Here is a 24,945-nt window from a genome sequence, read left to right as displayed (position 1 = left end):
GGATTCCCCCGCAATGAAAAGGAAAAGCTTGTTATCTCTATTCCTAATATTAATCTTAAGTTTATCAACACTCTGTACAAATATAATTTATAGTTATGCAGCCACTACCACAAATTCCTCAGCTGAAATAACTGATATTACAGAATTGGATGGAACTTACCAAGGAAGTATTAATTACACTTTGGATTCTGATAAAACAGAATTGAAGATAAATAGTTCAGATCCATCAAAGTTTGATTTAGACGTTTTTAAAAGTGAACTTGGAAGTAAAAACGTCACTTTAGATAAAGAAACTGACATTATCACTCTTAATTTAAGCAACCATGCCGATAAAAAATTACAAGGTACATTTAACTTCAAACTAGACAAAACCGATTCGTTCAGTATTTCAATTACTGATTCCGATGGAAATATACTTACAACAAAAGAATTGAATACTGATAAAGAAAAAATTGTTAACAATGATGAAGAAAATGCCGATTCAGATAATGATGAAAAAGAAATCAACACTGTTGACGAGACTAAAGAAGTCACTAATACTCAAAACAATAAAGACGACGATTTTTCATGGAAACAAAGTTACACACTTCGCTTAAGTAAAGGACCAACGCTTGAATATGCTAGTGGTAATAAAGCTACCCCCTTCTTGTACTTTGGGGACTTTTTTTATGCCAGAAAAGAAATGAAAGTTCAAGAAGCCTATCAAAAGGACACCGGACGTGGTAAAAGTGGAAGATTTAATAGCCTAACAGCACCTAACTTTGCGACTGTACTTCAAAAAGCCAATGACAAAGAAGAACTTCATACGACAAGTTCCGATGAAAAAGACAATGGTGAAATAGGAAAAGAATTTATAACCAAAGGACGTCATATTTATACCCACAATATGGGCGATGGTCAGCAAAAAGATGACGTTACAGGCTCTAAAGGAACTTTTGTTACCACAGATATTCACAACTATAATCACGTGACAGACCAGCGTTCAATGCCCTCAATGATGGGACCTGACAATCTAGGATCAACTGTTGCAATGTTGACTATCCCAAAATTATTTTATAAAGAGGACCCTGATACTGGTTATGAACAGCAAAAATTAACTTTTCAGCAACAATATATTGCTGGAAAAATAAAATATAAGATCGAAATAACTATTATTATCAAATTCAATAAATCTGGTGAAATGGTAACAGAAGTAAATTACAAGAATATCGGTGATAAAGAATTCAAAGACTTCATTGGATTTGTTTTTCACGACATTGCCTTCAACAAAGACTATGCTCAAGAATATGATAAGAGCAAAAAAATCTATCATGGCGGATATGTACCACTGAGATCTCTGGGAAATAATCGTGGAATGTATGCTCAATCCGATAGTATCCATGCCAGAGTTAATTTCCACATGAATAAAAGTGACAGTCCAGCTGCTTGGGCTGCTAGAACAACTACTAACTCTAGTCATCAATTCAAAGGTTACACGGCCTCTGGAGGAATCCTTTCACTAGTGTTCACTGGTATTTTACAAGCAAAATTCACTGGTAACCCATGGAAGCACCATATGAACGATAAATATCGACGTACTCCGTGGTATCAGCCCGGTAATGTTCCTGAGGGACTATTTAACTCCTTTAGAACCTTTGAAGATCCAGGTGACAAAGGAAACGAGCCTGGTGCTGGTAAACGGTTAGGACGTATTTACAAGAAAAAAGGATTTGCAAATTTTATCGATGAAAAAACCTACCTATGGGATGCAGGAATGACAATGCGAACTGATCCTAAAATTTTAGAGGTCGATGACACTGAAACTATACGATATTCCAGAAGTTTCGATATAATAGATGAAAAATTTGCTCCAGTAGTAATTCTTGATCAAAACGGTACTCTGGATGAACCGGATATGATTGAACCGGATAGCCATAATTACAATCTGTCAGGTAGTTGGTATGATTTTGATAGTTTATCAACAGATCTATATTGGACCATGGACGATGAAACTCTTGATAGCAAAAAGAAGATCAATAGCTATTCTCAAAGTTCCAATGATAGAATTGACGGTGTTCCCCATGATTGGAATGAGAAAATTTCAGTAAAGGATTACAAACCAGGACTACATACAGTGAACGTCTGGATGATGGATAAAGAAGGAAATAAATCAGTTGTTAAAAGATCTTCAATAAATATCTCTAGAGCAGCAACAAATGAGCCTCAACTAATTATCACCTCACCCCACGCTACTCAAAATGCTCCGTTTACTCCAAATGGTGAGAGCCTCAGTTTGCATGGATATTGGACTGACCTTAATAGTTCTACTTTAAAGAAGATGTCTTATACAATTGATGATGGACCAGAAAACTTGATTCCTGATGCTGATTTGAATAATCCACATCCCGGAAAAGAAGTCCTCTGGAAAATACCCAAACTTGATATATCACATGTAACTGACTTGAAACCTCATAAATTAACTATGACTATATACGATGACAACGATCTACAAGGGTCTGACACAATGTACTTTCAACGTAAAGAAGGAACAATTGGTCTATCTACCCCAACAGAAATAAGCTTTGGTGAACATATACTTGCAGGTAATGATAGTTCAAAAATTCATCCACAGTTTGAAGATAAATTAGAGGTTACTGATTATCGTGCTAATACTGGTAATTCCATGCACTTACTTTTGGAAATAAATAATTTTCAAAATATTAAATACGAAAAAATGAAACTCAACCATCTAGTTTATTGGGATGATCAATTAACCGACGACAACTTAAATATTGGAACAAGTACTGATCCCAAAGATGGCAATTGGGTCACAAAAACAGACTTTACAGATATTGTTAAACAAAAGTTAGCTCTCGTATTTCAATACGACGGACTACCTAAATATGGTGAATTCAATAGTGAGTGGAATTGGAGCTTAGTTGATGCCATTTAATTCCCAAATATTTACCAACTTCAAGATATGAATAATGATATTATTTATATATATTCATATATTTGGAGGTTTGCTTCATGGATAAAAAAATTATTAAAGCTTACTGGGACAAGTTTCTTGAGAATAAAAGTCCGCGTGAAGACTACCCTATCGGAGACATCACTATTTTTGGCGGTGATCCCAAAACTCTGGCCAATTTAGTCGATAAAGGTATCAAAACGGCGACAACTTCAGCATACGATTTATATACAAAAACAGAATATATGCCAACAACTGGAGACTATAACATTATTCTCGATGACAAGGAATTACCAGTTTGTATAACTAAAACTCTTGTAACAGAGATTGTCCCCTTCAAACAAGTAAGTGCAGAACATGCTTATCATGAAGGTGAAGGTGACCGTAGCTTAAAATATTGGCGTGTTATTCATGAAGATTTCTTCACTAAAGAATACCTTGCTGCTGGAAAAGAATTTAACGATGATATCCCTTGTTTATGTGAAGTATTCGAGAAGGTTTACGATGAAGTTAACGGAGATATATAATCCTAAATTACCAATAATTCTTTTGTCCCTAAGAAGTGAATATGCAAGGAAGATAATTCTTGGTGAACAAACTGTAGAACATCGCAAAAGGTTTCTGCACACTGAATGTCAAGCAATAATCTACTCATCTGGTGAAGATAAGTCGATAAGTCTATTTTTGAATTTAGGAAAGCCTAGAACGGTTGAAGATGGATATGAAATGTCTATTATCTCCCATACCGAACTTGCCAATGAAATATCATTGGATACCGTACAAAGAAATTTTCCAAAGTTTAAAGTACCTAGATCCTACATCTACTTAGACAAACCTGATAAAGCTGACTTATTGAATTACTTTTTACAGCAGCAAGTGAAAGCACTGTGAAATACAAAAAAGGCGAGGCAAAACACGTTAATTGTGTTTTGCCTCGCCTTTTTTAATTTAGTTCAAATCTTTTTTTGCTAATTCAATTTGCATCTTAACTTGTTTAAAACCTGTACCGCCAAGAGAATTACGTCTCTCTACGGCAACCTCTGGTTTCAATTCATTGTATATATCATCTTCAATAAGAGGTGAAATTTTCTTAAACTCCTCCATTGAAATATCTTGGAGATTTTTATGAGTCTCAATCCCCTTCAATACCAATTGTCCAACAATGCCATGTGCTTCTCTAAATGGAATACCTTTAGTAGCTAAATAATCAGCCAATTCAGTAGCATTCGAAAAGTCATTCTCGGTAGCATGATACATATTATCTTTATTAACTTTAATTGTCGATATCATACCATTGAATACTTTCAAGGCTGGAAGTAAGGTTTTGACAGTATCAAAAGTACCTTCCTTATCCTCTTGCAAGTCTTTATTATAAGCTAATGGTAATGACTTCATAGTCGATAACAATCCAATCAAGTGTCCATAAACACGACCACTCTTACCTCTGATCAATTCTGCCATATCAGGATTCTTCTTCTGAGGCATGATAGAACTACCAGTTGTATATTTGTCGCTTAATTCCAAATAATTGAATTCATAACTGACCCACATACTGATTTCTTCACAAAATCTTGATAAATGCATCATCAAAATAGATGCATTACTCAAAAACTCTAAAGCAAAATCACGATCAGATACGGCGTCTAGTGAATTAACATAGATATCGTTAAATCCAAGCTCTTTAGCAGTGAACTCACGATCAATAGGGAAAGTTGTTCCAGCCAATGCTGCTGCACCAAGTGGTGAGATATCTGCATGTTTCATGTTAAACTCAAATCTCTCTACATCACGTTTTAGCATAGAATAATATGCCATTAAATAGTGACCATAAGAGATTGGTTGTGCATGTTGTAAATGAGTGTATCCAGGCATTATAGTTTCAACATTGTCTTCTGCCAAACTTACCAAAGTTTTTTGGATAGTTTTAATTTCAGCAACGATCTGTGGCAAACGATTTTTGACATACAAATGAAAATCTGTAGCAACTTGATCATTACGTGAGCGACCTGTGTGTAGTTTACCAGCAACTGGACCTATCTTTTCAGTTAAAATACTTTCAATATTCATATGAATATCTTCGTTTTCAACTGTGAATTTAAGTTTACCTGCGTGCAACTCCTCTTGTAATTCCTTTAAACCAGAAATTATTTGATCACAATCACTTGCACTCAATATCTGAGTTTTCTTGAGCATCTTAACGTGTGCCAATGAACCTTCGATATCTTCATCAGCCATGAGTTGATCAAAATTAATTGAAGCGCCAAATTCATCGACCCAAGACTCTGCTTGAGCTTGAAAACGGCCACCCCAAAGCTTTTGTGTGCTCATTATTGCACCTCTTTGGTGTTTTCTTTCTCATTTTTTTGAGCAACTTGAGCTGCAACTTGAGTTGAAAGACCCCAAAGTTTAATGAATCCCTTAGCTGCTTCTTGATCAAATGAATCTGAAGCTGTGTATGTAGCAAGATTCAAATCATACAATGAGTTAGGTGACTTACGTCCTTGAATCCATGTATTACCTTTGAACAATCTCATCTTGATAACACCATTAACAGTTTTTTGACTTTCATCAAGAAATGCTAGAAGTGACTTCATTAGTGGTGAGAACCAAAGACCATTGTAAATAAGTTCAGTCAATTCTTTTTCAATAACTGGCTTAAAGTGACCCAATCCACCTTCAAGTGTAAGATCTTCAAGTTCTTTATGTGCCTTCATCAATACTTCAGCACCTGGTGTTTCATAAACCTCACGAGATTTAATACCAACCAAACGGTTTTCGATATGATCGATACGACCAATACCATTTTCACCAGCAACAGTATTAAGTTCTTTGATAATATCAGCAAACTTCATTTCAATACCATCAAGGGCAACTGGAATACCTTTTTCAAATGTAATCTCAACACTTGTTGGTTCATCTGGTGTTTCTTCAATTGGCTTAGTAATACCAAAGGCATCTTCTGGTGCTTCTGCCCATGGATCTTCAAGAACTCCACATTCGTTGGCACGACCCCAAATATTGGCATCGATAGAATATGGTGAATCAAGATTAATAGGAACTGGAATATTGTGCTTTTTAGCATAGTCGATCTCGTCTTCACGAGCCCAATGCCAGTCACGAACAGGACTCAATACTTCTAGGTCGGGGGCTAGAGCATGAATAGAAACTTCAAAACGGACTTGATCGTTTCCTTTTCCTGTACAACCGTGTGCAATTGCATCGGCATTTTCTTCTTTTGCTACTTCTACTAATTTTTTACTAATCAATGGTCGGGAGAGAGCGGAGAGTAGCGGGTAAATACCTTCGTAAAGAGTATGTCCTTGCAACGCAACAAGTGCATAATCTTCTGCGAATTCGTCTATTGCATCAATTGCGATGGCCTTAATTGCACCAGCATTGATTGCTTTTTCTTTAATAAAATCAACATCCTTGCCTTCACCAACATTAATACAGCAAGCGATGACGTCATATCCTTTATTCTTCAGCCAAGGAATGGCAATTGATGTATCCAATCCTCCTGAATAAGCTAATACTACTTTCTTTGTTTCTGTCATAATACGTTCTCCTCCGATTAGAAAAAAATTAATTTTGTGTAATTTAATTTAACACCGTTCTTATATTAATACAAGTGTATATTGGATATTTTCTTCATGTAAACCTTTTCATTGCTGAATTACCATATTTCAAACTTTTTCAAAAAGATATTTATAGAAGGAAAAAAACAATTAGAATTAAATTAATAAATCCTCTTGCAATTTACTTTTTCCGTGCTTATAATTGGCAACAACAAATCAAACAAGCGTTGAAGAAAAAAGTAGAAATCTCAACTACGCACAGTGAGCCACGTTTAATGGGAAGTGGTCGTTATGGGAATTTTGAAAATCATTTCTGAGCTCGATACCGATATGTAGGTTATCGTGGTTGCCACCAATATATGGCTAGCAAATTAATCAGTTTGCGATTAAAGCGAGTAGTTTTTTAGCTACTCAAAAAGGTGGTACCGTTCTACTATTGGAGCCCTTTTCCCTATCGGGAGAAGGGCTCTTTTTTTTCAAATTTAAGGTGGTGAGAATTATGGATTCTGATATTAGTGGCATTATACAGATTAGTCAGATAAATATAAGACTTAAAAAAACAAATTTATACGATTCATTTAGGGGGATCACTTATGCAAAACGATTTATTGGAATCAAAATCAAACAAGAGTAAATTCTTACAACTATTGGTTGTTAGCTCACTTATCTTCGGGATGTTCTTTGGATCAGGTAATTTAATTTTCCCAGTTCACTTGGGACAAATGGCTGGTAACAACTGGTTTGCTGCCGCAATTGGATTTGCTATTTCTGGATCATTATTCCCACTACTAGCAATTCTAGCTGTTGTGGTAACAAAAAGTGACGGTCTATATGATCTAGCCCGCCCAGTTGGAAAACGTTATGCCGCATTATTTCTTGTTTTAGTTCATTTAACCATTGGACCTTTCTTTGGTACTCCACGTACTGCAGCGACGGCTTTTGAAATGGCCGCAAAACCATTTCTACCAGCACAATACAATCAAGTTAGTATGTTGATCTTCACAGCTGTATTTTTCAGTCTTGCTTACGTCTTGAGTGTTCACCAAAATAGATTGGTTAAATATGTTGGTAAATATTTAAATACTATCTTCTTGGCATTATTAGCAGTTATCTTTGTAGTCGCATTTGTTAATCCTATGGGTGGCTTAAATCACATGCCTACTACCGCTTATCAAACAACCGCTACTGTTAGTGGTTTACTAGAAGGATACAATACAGTCGATGCTGTAGCTTTACTTGCCTTATCCGTTACATTTGTTCGTGCTGTCAAAGGATTAGGTTACAAGAATAAGGAACTTTCTACAGTTACTGCTAAAGCCGGTACCATGGCTATCTCACTTGAGGTTTTAGTTTACTTAGGATTAGTTTTATTAGGTGCCTTCAGTTTGAACAAAATGAAATTATCAGCAAACGGTGGCGATGCACTATCAAGTATCGTTGGTGATTACTTCGGCAACTTTGGTGCTGCATTACTTGGTGTCTTAGTTACATTAGGTGTGTTCACAACAGCTCTTGGATTGGTTGCATCATTTGCACAAGACTTTCACAAATTGTTCCCTAAAGTAAGTTATCTAGGATGGTTACGTGTTACATGTTTCGTTTCATTTGTAGTTGCAAACGCTGGACTAGATACAATCATCAGTTGGTCATTGCCAGTACTTATGTTACTTTACCCACTATCACTTGCCTTGATCTTAACATCATTGACCGTTCATACTAAGTCATATAAAGGTGTCGTTTATAAAATGACTATTGCATTCACAGTACTACCTGCTGTTCTTGATATGTTTAATGCCGCACCTGCAGTATTGCAGACTGGCTTTGTTAAAACAGTATTAAATGTTTATCATCAATACCTACCATTCGCCAGTATGGGACTTGGTTGGGTAACACCTACCTTACTAGGTTTTGTCCTTGGTATGGTACTTGGTAAAATGGGAGTATTCGTTTCAAATAACGAAGAAGTTACACAAAAATATTAATTTCCAACAAAAAAAGAGACCGTATCGGTCTCTTTTTTGTTGGAAATTAATCAAAGGTTTGGAAACTTACAAGTTGATCAGTAGAAATTTGTTGATATAGTTCATTTCCTAACTCATGACTATACTCTTCACTAGAAACTTTAGACTGAACAAAATTATGTTCATGTTGAAATACTGTGACTAATAGTTCATTTTGATTAGCTTGAGATGCACGAGAACCAGATAATCTGCGATGTCTTTGATCAAATGATCGTCTAACTAGTTCAACTTCAACCTCATTTTTTTCTGTCATCACAGAAGTTAAATATAACATTACCTTTTTGTAAGGAACAGCTTCAATTGATCGCATACGGCCCCACTGATAGTTACGTTCGGTCGCATCTTCACGACTACTACTGCGTTTTCTTTTCTTAATTTTTCTTATTTCTCTCCGACGCTTTCTAGCACTTTTACTCAGAGATATTTTGGCAATAACGGTAAATCTTATAATAAAAATCATTTGTTTTCTAAAACCATTTGAGTGATCAATAATCGTCTTACGTAACATCATCATATAAAGATTGAACTCTTGGATCGTTATTTCACCCTTACTTAACATATCTTCAATAACGGCTTTTTCAATCTTAAAAGTCTCATCAAATAAATTAGACATTACAGACTTATTAGGACGCTTTTCCACTGTTCGCTGGCTTCCAATAATTCTGATGATTTCTCCACTTTCAAGTGAATCACCATATTGATGTTGAACCATTTTAACGGCATCACGTACCATTTCAGACTTTGCTCGTGACAAGTCATCCCCATCAACAACGGATACTTTCTTGGGAAGAATAAATGGCAAAACTAGTGTAGGAACAATTAAACTAATTAAAATAACCACTGCTGCCACAAAAATAATATCATTCCGATACGCGAAAGGTTGACCTTTTATGGTCAATGGCAAAGAAAAAGCCATTGCTAAAGTTATGGTTCCATGTACTCCACTCAAAGCCATAACCAAACTGTTCATAATCTTATCGTGAAAATTCCAAGCACGAATCTTAGCAAAATCAAATTGAGTCCAGATGAATCTTAATAACGTCATCATTATATACAAAACAAAACCTAAACCTACCAAAATAGCAATTGAACCCGTATCTCGTTGTTGTAAATTTTGTATAACTTCAGGCAGTGACAATCCTAATAACACGAATACAATTCCATTTAAAATACTGGAAATAATAGACCAGGTCGTTCCCATAACTATCTGTAATCTAGAAGTTGTTAAACGTAATCTATCTTGTTGTAATCCATGAATCAATCCAGTTGCAACAACAGCTAGAATACCTGATACATCAATTGATTCAGCTATCAAATAAACTGCAAATGGAGTTAAGAGAGTATATGGAACAATCACTGATGGCGTATCAACGCGCATATTAATCAGCATAATTCTAATGGCGACAATTATATAGCCCATAACTAAGCCAACAAGAATACCGCCTATAAATACATACATAAAGCTCTCAACACCACTAACTACTGAAAATTTACCAGTTACTATTGAAGCAATTGCCAAATTAAAAGCCACGATACCAGAGGCATCATTAAATAACGACTCGTTTTCTAGCGTATTCATAGCTTCTTTGGGAACTAGCACTTTACTTGTTATAGACGAAACTGCGACAGCATCAGTTGGTGTAATAATTGCTCCTAAAGCTAATGCCAAAGCTAATGAGAATTGTGGAATTAAAACATGGGTAACACTTCCCACTACCAAAATCGTAATTATTGCCAGTACAACTGACAGAGACAAGGTAGTTCCCATTTGATGCATAAGTCTTCTAATATTAGTATTTTGACCGTCGTTAAACATTAACATAGAAATAATCGCAAACAAAAACAGTTCCGGCTCTAATTCAAAATTTTTATACAATGGTACAAAAGACAAAACTAATCCAGCACCAATTTGCAAAAATGCTACTGGAACAATATTGAAACGTGCATAAATTGCATTAGCTAAAACTACCGCTGCAACTAGCAACAAAACTAGAAATACAGTCTCCAAAATAATTGTCCTCCCAATCATTTTTCAATAACTTTCTAATTCTAACGCAGTTAATTATACAAGTGAACAAAAAAAGATTTGCCAATATAGCAAATCCATTACTTTTGTTCTTCTTTATTAGAATCAATTGATTCTGAAATTTTCTTTAGATACATGATCATTTCATCTGTTGAAGATTCCTTTTCTTCTTCTTTTTCATCTTCGGCTGACTTTCTAGCATTAATAACCTTATTCATCCCTTTGACCAATAAGAAAACAACGATGGCAATAATTATAAAGTTTATAATTGATTCCAAAAAAGCCCCATATTTGAACGTTGCTTCTCCAACTTCAACCTTTAAATTTGCTAAGTCGACTTTACCTAAAAATATTCCTATCAACGGATTAACTAAGTTACCAACAAGTGATTGTACTATGGCGGTAAATGCAGAACCCATAATTACACCAACTGCCAGATCCATCACATTACCGCGACTGATAAAGTCTTTAAATTCTTTAATCATAATTCATATCTCCCCTTCTAAAAAAAATCACTACAATAATTATGCTATTTTCACAGTGGTTTGCACAACAAATAACCATCATTTAATAGCAATCGTAAGATTTTTTTAAAGAAAAGCCAAATATTTATCGTATGAACCTTTGATTTTTCCGTCAAAACAAGACATTAAAACTTCAACTTTGTAATTCTTGTTGGCTACAATCCAATCTTTAATAGTGTTCAAGGCGATTTTTGCTGCATCATCAATAGGATAAGCATATATACCAGTCGAAATTGCTGCAAAAGTTATACTGTGAAGATTGTTTTGTTTAGCTACATTTAGAGAATTTTTATAACAATTAGCCAACATTACTGGATCTTTATCAGATCCAGAATAAATTGGTCCAACTGTATGAATAATGTATCTAGCCGGTAAATTGTATCCCCTAGTCAGCTTGGCCTCACCAGTTTCACATCCATTAAGAGCAATACATTCTTCCAATAATTTCGGACCAGCAGCAGTATGGATTGCCCCATCAACTCCACCACCGCCTAATAGTGTTTTGTTTGCGGCATTTACAATCGCATCACACTTGATCATTGTAATGTCACATACTTTTGCCTTTATAGAACTTCCTTCAGATAAATACTCTGACATATTTCTAATGCTCCCTTTTGACGCATATAACAACTATTAATATTTACTTCTTAGACGACTGAAACTCACCCATCGTCCACAATTCTTCAACGTGATCTTCATCCATCTCACCAGATTCAAATTTGACCATATGATCATCAAATGTGTCAATTTTATGTACTAATAAGTCACGTGTCTTATTCATTTCATCTAGCTTATCATTAAGATCATCCAGTTGTTCACGTAAAATATCTTTTCGTTCTTCGCTAGTATCTTCATCCTTTTGATTAAGATCCGCAAATTCCTTCAATAATTTAAGTGATAATCCTGCTTGTTTCAAACATTTAGTTAAAAATATCCAATTCAAATCATTTGGTCGATAATCTCGATATCCATTTTTGTCACGGCCTATCGGTGGTATTACTCCAATTTTTTCATAATATCGCAGAGTCGCAACAGGTAGATCCATTATTTCAGAAACTTGTTTACTATTCATGATTAAATTACCAGCTTTCCCAATCAATACTACTATCATAAACTATGAAGACTACTTTAGAGCAACCTAAAGATACGATTTTTTTAAACTGTGAGAAACAATTAAATTCAACGTGCAAAATAGCTTTATATTTCTTTAATTATCACATAGTAAAAAAATAGGAACGCTGATTTATCAACGTTCCTACAAATAAATATGCTTGTTTTGTTCTCTTTTATTCTCAATATGCCACTGGCAAGATTCGAACTTGTACATGGATTAACCATACAGCGACCTGAACACTGCGCGTCTGCCAATTCCGCCACAGTGGCATTATCTTGTTAAACACATTTGTTATGGCTTACAATATTAAATGATACTACAATTGGAGGTTCTTGTAATGGAAAAAATCAATAAATCTGTATTATCTACGGTAATTAAAGTCAGAAATACCGAATCGTATAAGGGAAATTATGGACGTGTGCTAATTATTGCAGGATCATTGCCTTTTGGCGGTGCAGCAATACTTTCAGCATCAGCAGCGATTCACACTGGGGCCGGATTAGTCACGGTTGCAACCATCCCTGAGAAGTTTACTGCCTTGAACGTTGAGATTCCAGAAGCAATGACAATTGACTATAATAAATCACAAGAATTAATAGCTGCCATAATCCAAAATAACGTTATAGTACTTGGACCAGGACTAGGGACATCAGATTCTACTGACAAGATTATTCAACTTATCATAAAATATTGCGATGAGAATACTACGATTATTATGGATGCCTCTGCACTAAGTGTTGTAGCAGAAAACAATATTGATTTGACATCCATTAATAATTTGATATTAACACCACATCAAGGTGAATGGCAGCGCCTATCCAATTTATCGATTCCAGAACAAACCAAAGAAAACAATTTGAAAGCAATAAATAAACTTGCCCCCAATGCTACCTTGATTGTTAAAAAACATTTATCTGAGATTTATTATCAAAATAAAGTATCTCAAATTCAGGCTGGAAATGCTGGTATGGCAACTGGTGGTATGGGAGACACACTCACTGGAGTTCTTGCAGGTTTTATTGGTCAATTTGGAAATTCATTGGTAACTGTACAGACTGGATTATTCCTTCATAGTTACATTGCTGATCAAATTTATAAAAGTAATTATGTTGTCTTACCTTCAACTTTAATTAGTAAAATTCCAAAATATATGAAAAAATTCACCTCTAATAAATAAATGAACTGAAAAAATATCGCAAATGTGTTTTTTAACACTATCTGCGATATTTTTTATTTATTTAATGTTGCTTTAGCACTTTCACCAGCAAGTCGTCCTGAATTCCAGGCAAATGCACAACTTATACCTTCAAGCGTTGGATATGATGTATCATACATCCCACTGGCGTTATTACCAGTAGCGTAAACATTTTTAATAACTCTTCCATTTTTATCAAGTGCTTGTAGATTATCATTAACACTGACACCACCAATAGTTCCAAGCGTAGTGGACTGTGCTTTGATTGCATAAAATGGACCTTTAGAAACTGGGAATTTCAAAAACTCTGTAGACTTACCAAAATCAGAATCATTGTTATCAGAAATAATTTTATTATATTCATTTAAATTCCTATTTACGGTGTCTGGATTGCATCCTAAATATTTGGATAGTTCTGAAACATCCTTACCTACTACCGTAGCACCTTTATCGATTGATTCTTGAATATCAGATTCAATATTTGGAAAAGGACCAACAACATGAGTAACTGGAGTATGAGCAAGAGTAGTGAATGTTCTTTCAAAAGAATTTGTCCAATCTAATTGGTTAGATTTCAAATAATCTATGGTATTTTGATCCAAAATAAAATAATAATACCCACCATTAGTATATGTAATGTTTCCCCATAGGGCAAAGTCGTAACAAATATCTTCATTGACGAAACGTTCACCATTACGATTCAACCATAGAAATGGCAAATTAGTTAGTGTAAAAATTGTGTCATTATGCCACTTAGGATCAGTATTTGAAACTACTGACGCAGCGTGATTTTCAAAAACACCCATACCACTAGTATCTGCACCTAATTCAGCCAGAATCCTAATTCCATCACCTGTAGCCTTGCGTTCACCCATGCTAAAAAGATTCTTACTACTTATTTGTAAATATTTATCGACCATCTCAGAATTACCAACAAATCCACCATCGGAAAAGATGATCTTTTGACAATAGATTGTACTTTCATGACCATCTTTATCAATAACTACATTTACAATATTACCATCAGTATAATTAAATTTTTTAATTACAGTTTTTGTAAATAATCGACCACCATTACTTATAAACTTGTCTATCAGTTTTTGAAACCCATTAAACTTATCAATGTATTGATGGTAAACACGTGGATGGTTTTGATGAACCTCTTGCGTATTATTAACCAATTCTGTTTCTAATCCATTTTTCGACAGCCAAGAAATTGTATCAGCTGACTTATTGATAATTGCCCGCGTCAATCTTGTATTGGAACGATAATGTGTATAATTCATCATCTCTTGATAAGCATCTTTTGGTGAATAATCAATATTATTTTCCTTTTGTAATTCACTACCCGCGGCAAATAATCCTTGTGCACCAAACATACCGGCTCCACCAAATTTGTCACCTTTTTCAAGTAGAACAACACTTGCTCCTTTTTCAGCTGCCGATAAAGCAGCACCAATTCCTGAAGCTCCTGCACCAACAACTAAAATATCTGTTTTTATATCAGTCATTTTATCACCATCCCAACTTAAGCATCAATTGAATGTCTAGCACCAATTTGATAATCATCAGCATGCTCAAACATTGTTCTTACAGTACGTGGTTTAGAACCGGTTAGCTTCAAGAAGTCATCTGAGAAAGTACTCATTTTGCCTTCACGAATAGCTTGGCCAAAAGTTACCATCCCATCAGAAGAAAATGGTGCCGAACTCCCCTTCTTGAATTGTCCATCTGTATTTCTTGGAACTCCCATTTTATCAAAAACAGCATAGTCCTCTTCATCACTAACTTCTTGATAAGCTAACTTATTACCGGTTACTTCGTTACCAATAGCAATTAAGTCAGAAATAGTAATTAACTCTGGTCCATTAATATTTAAAATAGAATGTTCCAAATTAGATGCCATTGCATATGCTGCGGCAATTGCACAATCTTGGCGAGAAATGTAAGCCATCTTTCCTTCAGCTTGATTATTGGATAGCACACCTTGTTCCAACATAGCAAAATAATTGGAGATCATTGCTTCAGCATATTGAGAATTACGCAAGAAAATATAATCAAGTTTAGTATTTTCAACGTATGACTCAGTCCATGCATGATCAATTTTCTCTATACTAGGATTGGTTGGGTCACTAGCATTAACAAGTGATGTATAGACAATTTGTTTTACACCAGAAGCTAAACATGCATCAATGACATTTTTATGTGCTTGTTGACGTTTAGTTCCAACAAAAGGCATAGATATTAACAATACTTTAGTAGCACCAGTAAATGCCTTGGCTAATCCTACAGAGTCATTAAAGTCAGTTATTCTTGTTTCAATGCCTTGTTTAGCGTACTTTTCAACGCCTTGTTGTGTTGGTGCAGTAAATATCAATTGAGATTTATCTAAAAGTTTCAAAGCAGTTTCAGCAGCAATTCTACCAAAATTACCGTCTACTCCAGTAAAAACATATTTATCCATAGTAAGTACCACCTTTAATTTGATAAATCAATCATATGTGAATATTTTATCAAATACCAACATCGAAATTTAGTACCTCATAAGTGAATGCTTCTATCTATCGAATTTGTCTATCACTTTTTGTAAGTTTCCATTTTGATCATTTTTACGCCAAGCTAAGCAAATTCTATATTTATGTTGACTATTTAATAATTTTACACGATGTAAATTCTTATATTCATTAGTTAAAGATTTATAATCAGGCATAAAAGTAATTCCCTTATCCAATTGAACTAATAGTAATGCGGTATCAATATCAGAAACCGTAGCTGTTATATTCAATGGAACATTGTCGGCTTGTGAATGATCTTTCATTTTTAAATATGAATTAGTGTTAGGCCGATTTTGAACATAGATCACCTTTTCATTTATTAATTGTTCTGGCTTGATTTCATCAATAAAATACCAGGGATGGTTCTCACCAACTACAACATCATAATTTCCACTTGTTAAATCCAAAGTAGATAACTGGCCCGTCTCGGTAATTTCAGAATCAAATGTAATCGCCAAGTCTACGGTCTTATTTAATAATTTATCTTGAATATCATTCAAATCACTTTTTACTAAAAACAATTCTAGACCAACAATTTCTTTTATTTTTGGTAACACAAATTTCTCTACTGGTTCAACTGCTCCATTGGGATATGCGACCGTCACTACCTTATCCGTTTGTTTCATTTGAACAATTTCACCTCTCAAAACATTATACTGTTCCAATATTATTTTTGAACGATGATACACTACCTGTCCAATTCTTGTTAATTCAATAGGAAGCTTTGATCGATCTAATAAAGTTATTTGTAATTCATCTTCTAACTTAGCAATTTGTTGACTAATTGCCGTTTGTGAAATGTAATTTTCTTCAGCTGCTTTTGAAAAGCTTCGTAATCTGGCAACATCACAAAAATAATGTAAACGAATAGAATTCATTATATAACCTCCATCTTCTTATTTATAAGCAATCTGATCCATCACAAATTTTCTACACAAAAAGCTGACCAAACCGGTCAGCTTTTATTTTCACTTAATTTTAACTAAACGTCTAATGCGTTCAACTTTACTACCAAGTATCTTATCCGCTAATTGTGTCTTCAAAACAAGGTATCCGTAGATCGAACCACCAATAACAGCTTCCACAACTAAGATAACCATACTCAATACTCGATTAGAGTTTCCTACAAAATGGAATACTATCCAGTTGATAAGAACGACTACGGCAAACATAATCAATGAGAACAGAATGATACCACTTATTCTACGCGACAATCGATTAGTATCAAATGGATAAATATCATGCAGCTTTTTGGTCATCAACCAACAAACAACACCCATACCTATACTTGTTGCAACTAATGGGCCGAATTCATGGAATAATCCAATCATTGGAATTTGTACTACTACCTTTACAATAAATCCATAAACAAAGTATCTAATTGCTAGTCCATTACGATACAAAGCTTGTAAAACAGCCGAAAGAACCGTAAATAATCCTAACAATATTGAGATAACTGAACTAAATTGTAGCATTAAAATACCCAACTGATCATAACGATAGAATGTCGTCCACAATGGTTGTGACACAGCATACATCCCCAAGGATGCGGGAATCATGACAAAGAAAAACAACTCTAATGTATTAGAAATCTGATTCTCAATATCTTTTTTAACTCCCTTAGAGTACAGCCCAGAAAGAATGGGAATAGCTGTAACTGCCATGGCAGTTGATAATGAAACAATAATCATAATCAGTTTGTTAGCTTGGAAACCAAATAAGGAATAGTAATTATCCAATTGATCACCAGTGGCTTTTACAAACATTCTCATAAATTGATTAAATGTTGATTGGTCAAATAAATTAAAGAAAGTGATACCAGCGTCCAAAATAATAAATGGAACTGCCTGCTCAAAAATTTCTCTAGTAAAATTCTTGTTTAATTCTTTAGGGGCTTTCCCATTTCTAGACAAAGATCGTAAATGAGGAAGCTTTTTTATAAATGAGAATGCCAAAATAGCTATAGCAAATGCCGCACCAATAAAAGCCGCAAAGGTTGACTGAACAACTGCGCTAATATAACTACCGTTATTAACTTCCATTATTAAATATGTTGCGCCAAGCATATAGATAACTCTAGCAATCTGTTCAATAAATTGAGAAATAGCTGAAGGTGCCATGTCAGAATATCCCTGCATGTACCCTCTCATTATACTCAGGATTGGAATTATCAAGACAGCAATTGCCAATGACTTAATAACTGGAATACTTCTTGGATCACCATCAGCAAAAATGGCTGCCATTAACGGTGCACCAAAATACATTAATATTCCAAAAGCTACACCCATTATGGTCATTATTTTTAAACCATGTTTGAATAACTTATTACCAGTCGAGTATTCGTCCAAAGCGTTATAATGTGAAATCTGCTTTGAAATAGCTCCTGGTATACCAGCAGTAGAAATAATAATAAATAAACTATAGATATTATACCCTTTTGCATACAAAGCATTGGCTTGCGGATAGGATGAACCCATCCAGGCCATCCATGGAATAATATATATCGCACCTAAAATACGTGAAAAAATACTACCAGCAGTCATCCAAGCTGAACCCTTCAACATTGTATCTTGTGTTGAAGCTTCAGGATTTAGAACTGGTGTAACCTCTTCATCATCACGGTTTTTGTTCAAGTCCTGCACCACCTTAAAAACTATCTTCTCAATTATAGCAAAATTGTGAACTCAGAAACCTTAAATTACTCTTAATTTTCAATAAATGCAACGAAATCTTAAAAAAAGAGATCATGATTTTTACATCATAATCTCTAATTGAAATAAAAAATGTTATTTAACAACGATATTTACAATCTTATTAGGAATAACAATTACTTTGACAATATTTTTACCTTCAGTAAATTTCTGGACTTTTTCATCTTCACGAGCAAGTTTTTCAATTTCTTCTTTGCCCATTCCGACAGGAACTTCCATCTTGTCTCGTAATTTACCATTAACTTGAAGAATCAATTCAACAGTATCTGAGATCATCTTACTTTCATCATAAGTTGGCCATGGTTCATAACTGATTGAATTTTTATGATCGTACTTACTCCATAATTCTTCCATCATATGTGGAGCAATTGGCGCAAGTAACTTAACGAATCCTTCAGCATATTCTCTAGGCATAGAGTCAGTTTTATGTGCTTCATTAACGAAGACCATCATTTGTGAAATTGCTGTATTGAAACGCAATGCATCATAATCTTCAGTTACCTTTTTAACTGTTTCATTATATATCTTATCTAATTTACCATCGTTTGTATCGACTACATATCCTTCACGAAGTGTGCTGTAATCATCATCATTTATGAATAATCTCCACACACGATCAAGGAATTTGTGAGCACCTGAAAGTCCATTTTCTGACCAAGGAATAGATGCATCCAATGGACCCATGAACATTTCGTAAACTCTCAAAGTATCTGCACCAAATGACTCGACAACATCATCTGGATTGACAACATTACCCTTTGACTTAGACATCTTTTCATGATTATCACCCAAAATCATTCCTTGGTTAAATAGCTTTTGGAATGGTTCTTTAGTTGGAACTACACCCATATCATATAATACTTTGTGCCAGAATCTTGCATACAACAAGTGAAGTACCGCATGTTCTGCACCACCAATATATAGATCAACAGGTAGCCATTCTTTCAATAAATCATAATCGGCAAGTTTTTCATCATTATGTGGATCAATATATCTTAGATAATACCAAGAACTACCAGCCCATTGTGGCATCGTATTAGTTTCACGACGGCCCTTACGACCGTTCTTATCAACAACATTAACCCAGTCAGTCAAGTTAGCGAGTGGTGATTCACCTGTACCAGATGGCTTGATATCTGCTTCTGCTGGTAACTTCAAAGGTAATTCATCTTCAGGAACTAGAGTTGTCTCACCATCTTCCCAATGGATAATAGGAATTGGTTCACCCCAATATCTTTGACGTGAGAACAACCAATCACGAAGTTTGTAATTGACGAACTTCTTACCACAACCGTTATCTTCTAGATATTCAGTTATTTTCTTGATTGCATCATCTTTATGTAATCCATCTAAGAATCCAGAGTTGATATGAGCACCATCACCGGTATAGGCCTCTTTAGAAAGGTCTCCACCCTCAATAACTGGTACGATAGGCAAATTAAATTTCTTTGCAAATTCATAATCACGTTGATCACCTGAAGGAACAGCCATAACTGCACCTGTACCATAAGTAGCAAGAACATAATCAGAAATCCAAATTTGAACTTTTTCACCATTTACAGGGTTTATTGCATATGAACCAGTAAAAGCACCGGTTTTATCATGATTCAAGTCAGTTCTATCAAGATCTGACTTACGTGAGGCCTCAGCTTTATATGCTTCGACTGCTTCGCGATTTTCATCTGTAGTAATTGTGTCAACTAGATCATTTTCTGGTGCCAACACTATATATGAAACTCCGAACACAGTATCAGCACGAGTTGTGAAGACTGTGATTTTCTTATCATCAAAGCCATCAACTGCAAAGTCAATATGTGCCCCAATGGATCTACCGATCCAGTTACGTTGCATTTCTTTGATACTTTCTGGCCAATCTATCAAATCAAGATCATCCAGCAATCTGTCAGCATAGGCTGTGATTTTCAGCATCCATTGACGCATAGGCTTTCTAACTACAGGGAATCCACCACGTTCTGTTTTACCGTCGATAACCTCTTCATTAGCGACAACTGTACCAAGATCTGGACTCCAATTAACTGGAACTTCAGCTTCATAAGCCAAACCTTTTTTGTACATCTGTTCAAATATCCATTGTGTCCACTTGTAATACTTAGGATCAGTAGTCTGAACTTCACGATCCCAATCATATGAAAATCCTAATGAATTAATTTGACGCTTGAAGTTTTGGATATTCTTCTCAGTGAAATCTGCAGGATTATGTCCTGTATCCATTGCATATTGCTCAGCAGGTAATCCAAATGCATCAAAACCCATTGGATGTAACACGTTATATCCCTGAGCACGCTTCATACGTGCAAGAATATCAGTAGCTGTATACCCTTCTGGATGTCCAACATGTAGACCTTGTCCAGATGGATAAGGGAACATATCTAGTGCGTAATAGTTCTTTTTGTTTTTGTCATTAGTAGTCTTGAAAGTTTGATTTTCCTTCCAGTACTTTTGCCATTTTTTCTCAACTGTATTGTGATTATACATTTTACACCCTCCAAAAAAAATTCACGATAATAAAAAAGTCCCATGATATCTAAATTAAAGATATCATAGGACGAATTATCGCGTTACCACCTAAGTTCCACTCCACAAAGAAGTGACTCTCAAAATCCTTAACGCGGACGATTCGTAACCACCTACTAAATTCAGCAGTTAAATTAAATGGATGAGTTCAATTTAAAAAGTTATACGTTCACATTAACCACGTACTTTCTGAAATTCTTTTTAAATTTACTATTTCCGTTGCTTTATATACTATACCATTAACTTCTGTCCGACAACTAATAAATCAGAATTTAAATCATTGTCTTGCTTTATCTGATCAGTCGTTGTATTTGCCTGTGCAGCAATAGAATCAATCGTGTCACCATCTTGAACGGTAACAGTATCATCACTTGAGTTACTATTCGAATCATCTGATGTTAAAGTGTTCTTAACTGCAACTGCAACATTGGATGAACTATTTGAAGAGTCATATTTTTTAACTCCGTTTGTTTCGTCTTGAACGATAACTGGTGCTTGACTCTTACCATATACATCCGAAACATCTGAAGTAGTGTCTGAATCTGAACTAGTTGTTCCAACAACGTTAGACAAATTATTCACAGTGACTGGTTGTTCTTGATTATCATTACCAATAACCTTAAGAACTGTTAACGTCTTACCTGGATACACGTAGCTAGATGTCTTCAAATTATTAAGATCCATCAATGTTTCAACAGTCATATTGAACTTATCGGCGACCGACTGTAGTGTGTCACCTTGTGCATATACATAAGTTTGATCCTGTGAACCATCGGCTGTATCAAACTTAGTTAAATCATATTTCTTGATAATTGCATTCAATTTGTCTGCATAAGTAGTGTCAGTAGCATAACGGCCTGTCAAATATGCTGTAGCATCTTCATAAGAAGTAGTATTGCTCTTCCAAGCTCCAGCATAAATCTCAGGATTACCTGAAACTCCACCTCTAATTAAAGACACATAGTCTTCAAGAGATTCCTTGTATGATGGGTATTTCCTAAAATTAGAACTGATCGAATAAAGACTACCAGTACCATCATCTTCTTGAGTTCCCATATTAACTGACTCACCATTGTACGAACCCTTAATACCAAATAAATTATAGTTAGGTGCACTAGCAAGTCCACTAGTACCCCAGCCACTTTCAACCATTGCTTGTGCAATCATTACTGAGGCATAGATATCATTGTTATTGGCCAATTTGCGTGCTGAATTACCAATATAGTTTATAAAGTTTGTATCGCCAACACCACGTGGTGTAACAATATCAGTACTTGTATCGACTGTATTAGTTGCACTAATTGCACTAATTGCACTAATTGCAGATGTAGCCTCAGCATAGACTGGCACAGTAGTTTCTACACTTGCAAGTGAAGTAACCACTCCGCCTAAAACTAGGCTTCCACCCAAAAATGTAACATTTTTGCTTATATTTGAACTTTTAACGCTTTTATTATTTAATCTAGTTAAGCGATTTTCTTCTTGAATACGCTGACGACGTGTAATTGTCATATTCTTTTACCCCACATGAATACCTATGCATTATTATATAATTTCTTAAACAAAATTTAAACAATTGAGAGTAAAAATAATGAAAATATCAAAATTTGTGCTTTTTTCTAATATATTGCTAATAATCTGCTTTACTATTTGGAGTTTCTCCGTTGCAACAAAATCTCACTTTATTAGTCTATTTGACAAGTTTGTCATCAACCAAGTTTATCACCACAATTCATTTTCATTGTGGTTCTTTAGATTTATGACCTCTTTTGGAAACACTAACACAATCATAGTTCTAACTATTATTTCTGTAATTGTATTATCTGTATCAAGGAATTTCAGTGCTGCATTTTTCGTAGCACTGAACCAAATTATAGTTTCTTGGCTAAATCATACAATCAAAGTGAATATAAGAAGACCACGCCCACTGCACCATCACTATGTATACGCTGGTGGTTACAGTTTCCCTAGTGGTCACTCTGCAAGTTCATTTGCACTTTATATTTCACTATTAATTGTTGCCTTACTCATTTTCAAAAAACTAAGTGTCAAAGTAATTGCTAGCATTGTTGCCATTACAATTGTTTTATTGGTTGGATACAGCAGAATATTTCTAGGGGTTCATTATCCTAGTGATGTTGTTGGAGGTTATTTATTAGCATCGATTATCATAACTTTTACAACTCTATTGTTCAGAACCAAGAATTTTCTTATTCTTAAGCTCAAAGGCGTTTAAAATTAGGCCTAATATTAATAATACTAGAGATGCGATATACATATTGTGCAATCCAGAAAAAAGAATTTGTCTCATTTTGGGTAAAAGCTCTACTGGTAAGGAACTGGCGGTTTGTGGATCAATCAATTGATTCATCATATCGACAGTTATTTTTTTATTCTCAGCTGCACCTTTAATTAAGGCAGTGTTAAGAATAATACCATAAACTGAAACCATCATTGATTGACCAATCGTACGTAATAAGGTGTTAAAACTAGTTGCAACACCGACATTTTCAGGTGCAACAACAGTTTGCGTTGTTACAGTCGTCGTCGTTATCGTTAGTCCAAATCCTAATCCAGCAACTGCAGCCAAACCACAGAAATATACAAATGGTGATGAAACGTTTGCAAATAATAATGCTACGTTGGCTAATCCAAGAAAAATCAGACTTATATAGATAACACGATTGGGAGCCATTTTTTTGATCAATGATCCAGCCCAAAACGATCCAATGATCCAGACAACTGAACTTGGTGTTACCGCAAAGCCTCCCATAGAAGGACTTAGTCCGAGAATTCCTTGCATCCATGTTGGAATATAAGCTTCAAATCCAATCAAAAAACCACTTACTAGTAATGCAATAATATTTTGAATGATAAATGTTTTATTTTTAAATAATTGTAATGGCAAGATTGGATCTGCCACTCTTTTTTCAACTTTAATAAACAAAAATACTGAAATAACTGAAACAAGTACTAATCCGATAGGAATAAATACATTGGCAGAACTTAGATTTTGTAAAGCTAACATTAATGGTAAAAGTATCAGAACTAATAATGCTGTTCCGGTGTAATCAATTTTCACCTTATCATGTTCTCGCTTCTCTTCTTTTAAGAAGATCCAAATTAAAGCCATTGTGATCAATCCAACAGGTAAGTTGATCAAGAATATCCAATGCCAACTCAATTTTTCAACAATGAATCCACCTAGTAAAGGAGCCAAAATTGCAGCTATTCCCCACGCCGAACCATTGAATCCAAGAATCTTGGCACGTTTATCCAATGGATAAATATCAGCAATAATTGTAAATGTTAGTGGCTGGATAGCCCCTGATCCTAATCCTTGAATAACACGTGCCATTATCAATGTCATCATTGAATTAGACATTGCACAAAGCGTTGATCCCACGATGAATAATCCTAGTCCAAATAACAAAACTGGTTTACGCCCTATAATATCTGATAATTTACCATAAATTGGTGTGGACACGGCTGTCATTAACAAATAAATTGAGAAAACCCAATTCATTAATTTAACCCCATGTAAACTTCCAATAATTGTGGGCATAGCCGTTGAAACAATCGTTCCTTCGACCGCCGTCATAAATGTAGCAATAAAAATTGCTGTGGTAACAATTGCTATATTTGATTTATTTTTTTGTTCCATTAAAAATAATTCCTCCCCAAAATCTAAAAATTGCAAAAAAAAAACAGAGACTCCTTTAAAAGCAATTGCTTCAAA

Annotated in this window: 19 protein-coding genes, 1 tRNA gene and 1 other annotated feature; of the genes, 6 read left to right on the top strand and 14 right to left on the bottom strand. The window is 34.8% G+C overall.

Annotation, left to right across the window (positions count from 1 at the left end; genetic code table 11):
- Positions 1-13: 13 nt before the first annotated feature.
- The 3 genes from BTM29_RS07705 to BTM29_RS07695 all read left to right on the top strand — a co-directional run bounded on the left by BTM29_RS07705 (position 14) and on the right by BTM29_RS07695 (position 3,841).
- Positions 14-2,932 (top strand): hypothetical protein, encoded by a 2,919-nt coding sequence (locus BTM29_RS07705; protein WP_076615709.1) that lies wholly within the window; start codon positions 14-16, stop codon positions 2,930-2,932.
- Between the two features lie 77 nt (positions 2,933-3,009).
- The gene (locus BTM29_RS07700) at positions 3,010-3,477 is read left to right on the top strand and encodes an ASCH domain-containing protein (protein ID WP_076615705.1); all 468 of its coding nucleotides are present in this window, start codon (positions 3,010-3,012) and stop codon (positions 3,475-3,477) included.
- Positions 3,455-3,841, top strand: a complete 387-nt coding sequence (locus tag BTM29_RS07695) for a hypothetical protein (protein WP_076615701.1) — start codon at positions 3,455-3,457, stop codon at positions 3,839-3,841. The genes BTM29_RS07700 and BTM29_RS07695 overlap by 23 nt, the downstream gene beginning before the upstream one ends.
- A 57-nt stretch (positions 3,842-3,898) precedes the next feature.
- Here BTM29_RS07695 and argH read toward each other — a convergent pair whose 3' ends face one another.
- Positions 3,899-5,278 carry an argininosuccinate lyase gene (argH, locus tag BTM29_RS07690; RefSeq protein WP_076615698.1) on the bottom strand — a complete coding sequence of 460 codons (1,380 nt, stop codon included), beginning with the start codon at positions 5,276-5,278 and terminating at the stop codon, positions 3,899-3,901.
- Positions 5,278-6,507, bottom strand: coding sequence for an argininosuccinate synthase (locus tag BTM29_RS07685; protein WP_269466423.1), 1,230 nt, complete (start codon positions 6,505-6,507; stop codon positions 5,278-5,280). The genes argH and BTM29_RS07685 overlap by 1 nt, the downstream gene beginning before the upstream one ends.
- 611 nt (positions 6,508-7,118) lie before the next feature.
- Between BTM29_RS07685 and brnQ the strand changes: the two genes are divergently transcribed.
- Complete coding sequence (gene brnQ / locus BTM29_RS07680) at positions 7,119-8,507, top strand: branched-chain amino acid transport system II carrier protein (protein WP_076615692.1); 1,389 nt, start codon at positions 7,119-7,121, stop codon at positions 8,505-8,507.
- 46 nt (positions 8,508-8,553) lie between these two features.
- On the opposite strand, the gene BTM29_RS07675 is transcribed toward brnQ, so the two are convergent.
- From BTM29_RS07675 to BTM29_RS07655, 5 genes are all read right to left on the bottom strand, one after another.
- Positions 8,554-10,554, bottom strand: a complete 2,001-nt coding sequence (locus tag BTM29_RS07675) for a cation:proton antiporter (protein ID WP_076615689.1) — start codon at positions 10,552-10,554, stop codon at positions 8,554-8,556.
- 98 nt (positions 10,555-10,652) lie between these two features.
- Complete coding sequence (gene mscL / locus BTM29_RS07670) at positions 10,653-11,057, bottom strand: large-conductance mechanosensitive channel protein MscL (RefSeq protein ID WP_076615686.1); 405 nt, start codon at positions 11,055-11,057, stop codon at positions 10,653-10,655.
- A gap of 105 nt (positions 11,058-11,162) precedes the next feature.
- Positions 11,163-11,693, bottom strand: coding sequence for an O-acetyl-ADP-ribose deacetylase (locus BTM29_RS07665; RefSeq protein ID WP_076615682.1), 531 nt, complete (start codon positions 11,691-11,693; stop codon positions 11,163-11,165).
- A gap of 43 nt (positions 11,694-11,736) precedes the next feature.
- A complete protein-coding gene (locus BTM29_RS07660; RefSeq protein WP_335582993.1) occupies positions 11,737-12,207 on the bottom strand; it encodes a MerR family transcriptional regulator in 471 nt (156 codons plus the stop codon).
- 187 nt (positions 12,208-12,394) lie between these two features.
- Positions 12,395-12,479: transfer RNA gene (locus BTM29_RS07655), tRNA-Leu, on the bottom strand.
- 68 nt (positions 12,480-12,547) lie between these two features.
- Here BTM29_RS07655 and BTM29_RS07650 point away from each other — a divergent pair.
- Entirely contained in the window at positions 12,548-13,387 is an 840-nt protein-coding gene (locus BTM29_RS07650; protein ID WP_076615678.1) for an NAD(P)H-hydrate dehydratase, read from the top strand.
- Positions 13,388-13,440: 53 nt separating this feature from the next.
- Here the strand turns inward: BTM29_RS07650 and BTM29_RS07645 are convergent, their stop codons facing one another.
- The 6 genes from BTM29_RS07645 to BTM29_RS07620 form a co-directional block, all read right to left on the bottom strand.
- Positions 13,441-14,916 (bottom strand): FAD-dependent oxidoreductase, encoded by a 1,476-nt coding sequence (locus BTM29_RS07645; protein WP_076615675.1) that lies wholly within the window; start codon positions 14,914-14,916, stop codon positions 13,441-13,443.
- Between the two features lie 17 nt (positions 14,917-14,933).
- Positions 14,934-15,869, bottom strand: a complete 936-nt coding sequence (locus tag BTM29_RS07640) for an NAD(P)H-binding protein (protein ID WP_076615671.1) — start codon at positions 15,867-15,869, stop codon at positions 14,934-14,936.
- Between the two features lie 93 nt (positions 15,870-15,962).
- Positions 15,963-16,838, bottom strand: a complete 876-nt coding sequence (locus BTM29_RS07635) for a LysR family transcriptional regulator (RefSeq protein ID WP_076615667.1) — start codon at positions 16,836-16,838, stop codon at positions 15,963-15,965.
- A gap of 90 nt (positions 16,839-16,928) precedes the next feature.
- Positions 16,929-18,524 carry a putative polysaccharide biosynthesis protein gene (locus tag BTM29_RS07630; RefSeq protein ID WP_076618816.1) on the bottom strand — a complete coding sequence of 532 codons (1,596 nt, stop codon included), beginning with the start codon at positions 18,522-18,524 and terminating at the stop codon, positions 16,929-16,931.
- A 222-nt stretch (positions 18,525-18,746) separates the two neighbouring features.
- Positions 18,747-21,167 (bottom strand): leucine--tRNA ligase, encoded by a 2,421-nt coding sequence (gene leuS / locus BTM29_RS07625; RefSeq protein WP_076615664.1) that lies wholly within the window; start codon positions 21,165-21,167, stop codon positions 18,747-18,749.
- A gap of 63 nt (positions 21,168-21,230) precedes the next feature.
- Positions 21,231-21,440, bottom strand: a binding site (T-box leader).
- Positions 21,438-22,718 carry a glucosaminidase domain-containing protein gene (locus BTM29_RS07620; protein ID WP_076615660.1) on the bottom strand — a complete coding sequence of 427 codons (1,281 nt, stop codon included), beginning with the start codon at positions 22,716-22,718 and terminating at the stop codon, positions 21,438-21,440. It overlaps the preceding feature by 3 nt.
- A 79-nt stretch (positions 22,719-22,797) precedes the next feature.
- On the opposite strand from BTM29_RS07620, the gene BTM29_RS07615 reads away from it, so the two are divergent.
- Positions 22,798-23,442, top strand: coding sequence for a phosphatase PAP2 family protein (locus BTM29_RS07615; RefSeq protein ID WP_076615657.1), 645 nt, complete (start codon positions 22,798-22,800; stop codon positions 23,440-23,442).
- On the opposite strand, the gene BTM29_RS07610 is transcribed toward BTM29_RS07615, so the two are convergent.
- Positions 23,392-24,870, bottom strand: coding sequence for an MDR family MFS transporter (locus BTM29_RS07610; RefSeq protein ID WP_076615654.1), 1,479 nt, complete (start codon positions 24,868-24,870; stop codon positions 23,392-23,394). The genes BTM29_RS07615 and BTM29_RS07610 overlap by 51 nt on opposite strands.
- Positions 24,871-24,945 lie beyond the last annotated feature (75 nt).

The organism is Companilactobacillus allii (assembly GCF_001971585.1).
GTDB classification, from domain to species: domain Bacteria; phylum Bacillota; class Bacilli; order Lactobacillales; family Lactobacillaceae; genus Companilactobacillus; species Companilactobacillus allii.
This window is presented reverse-complemented; position numbering and strand designations above follow the sequence as displayed.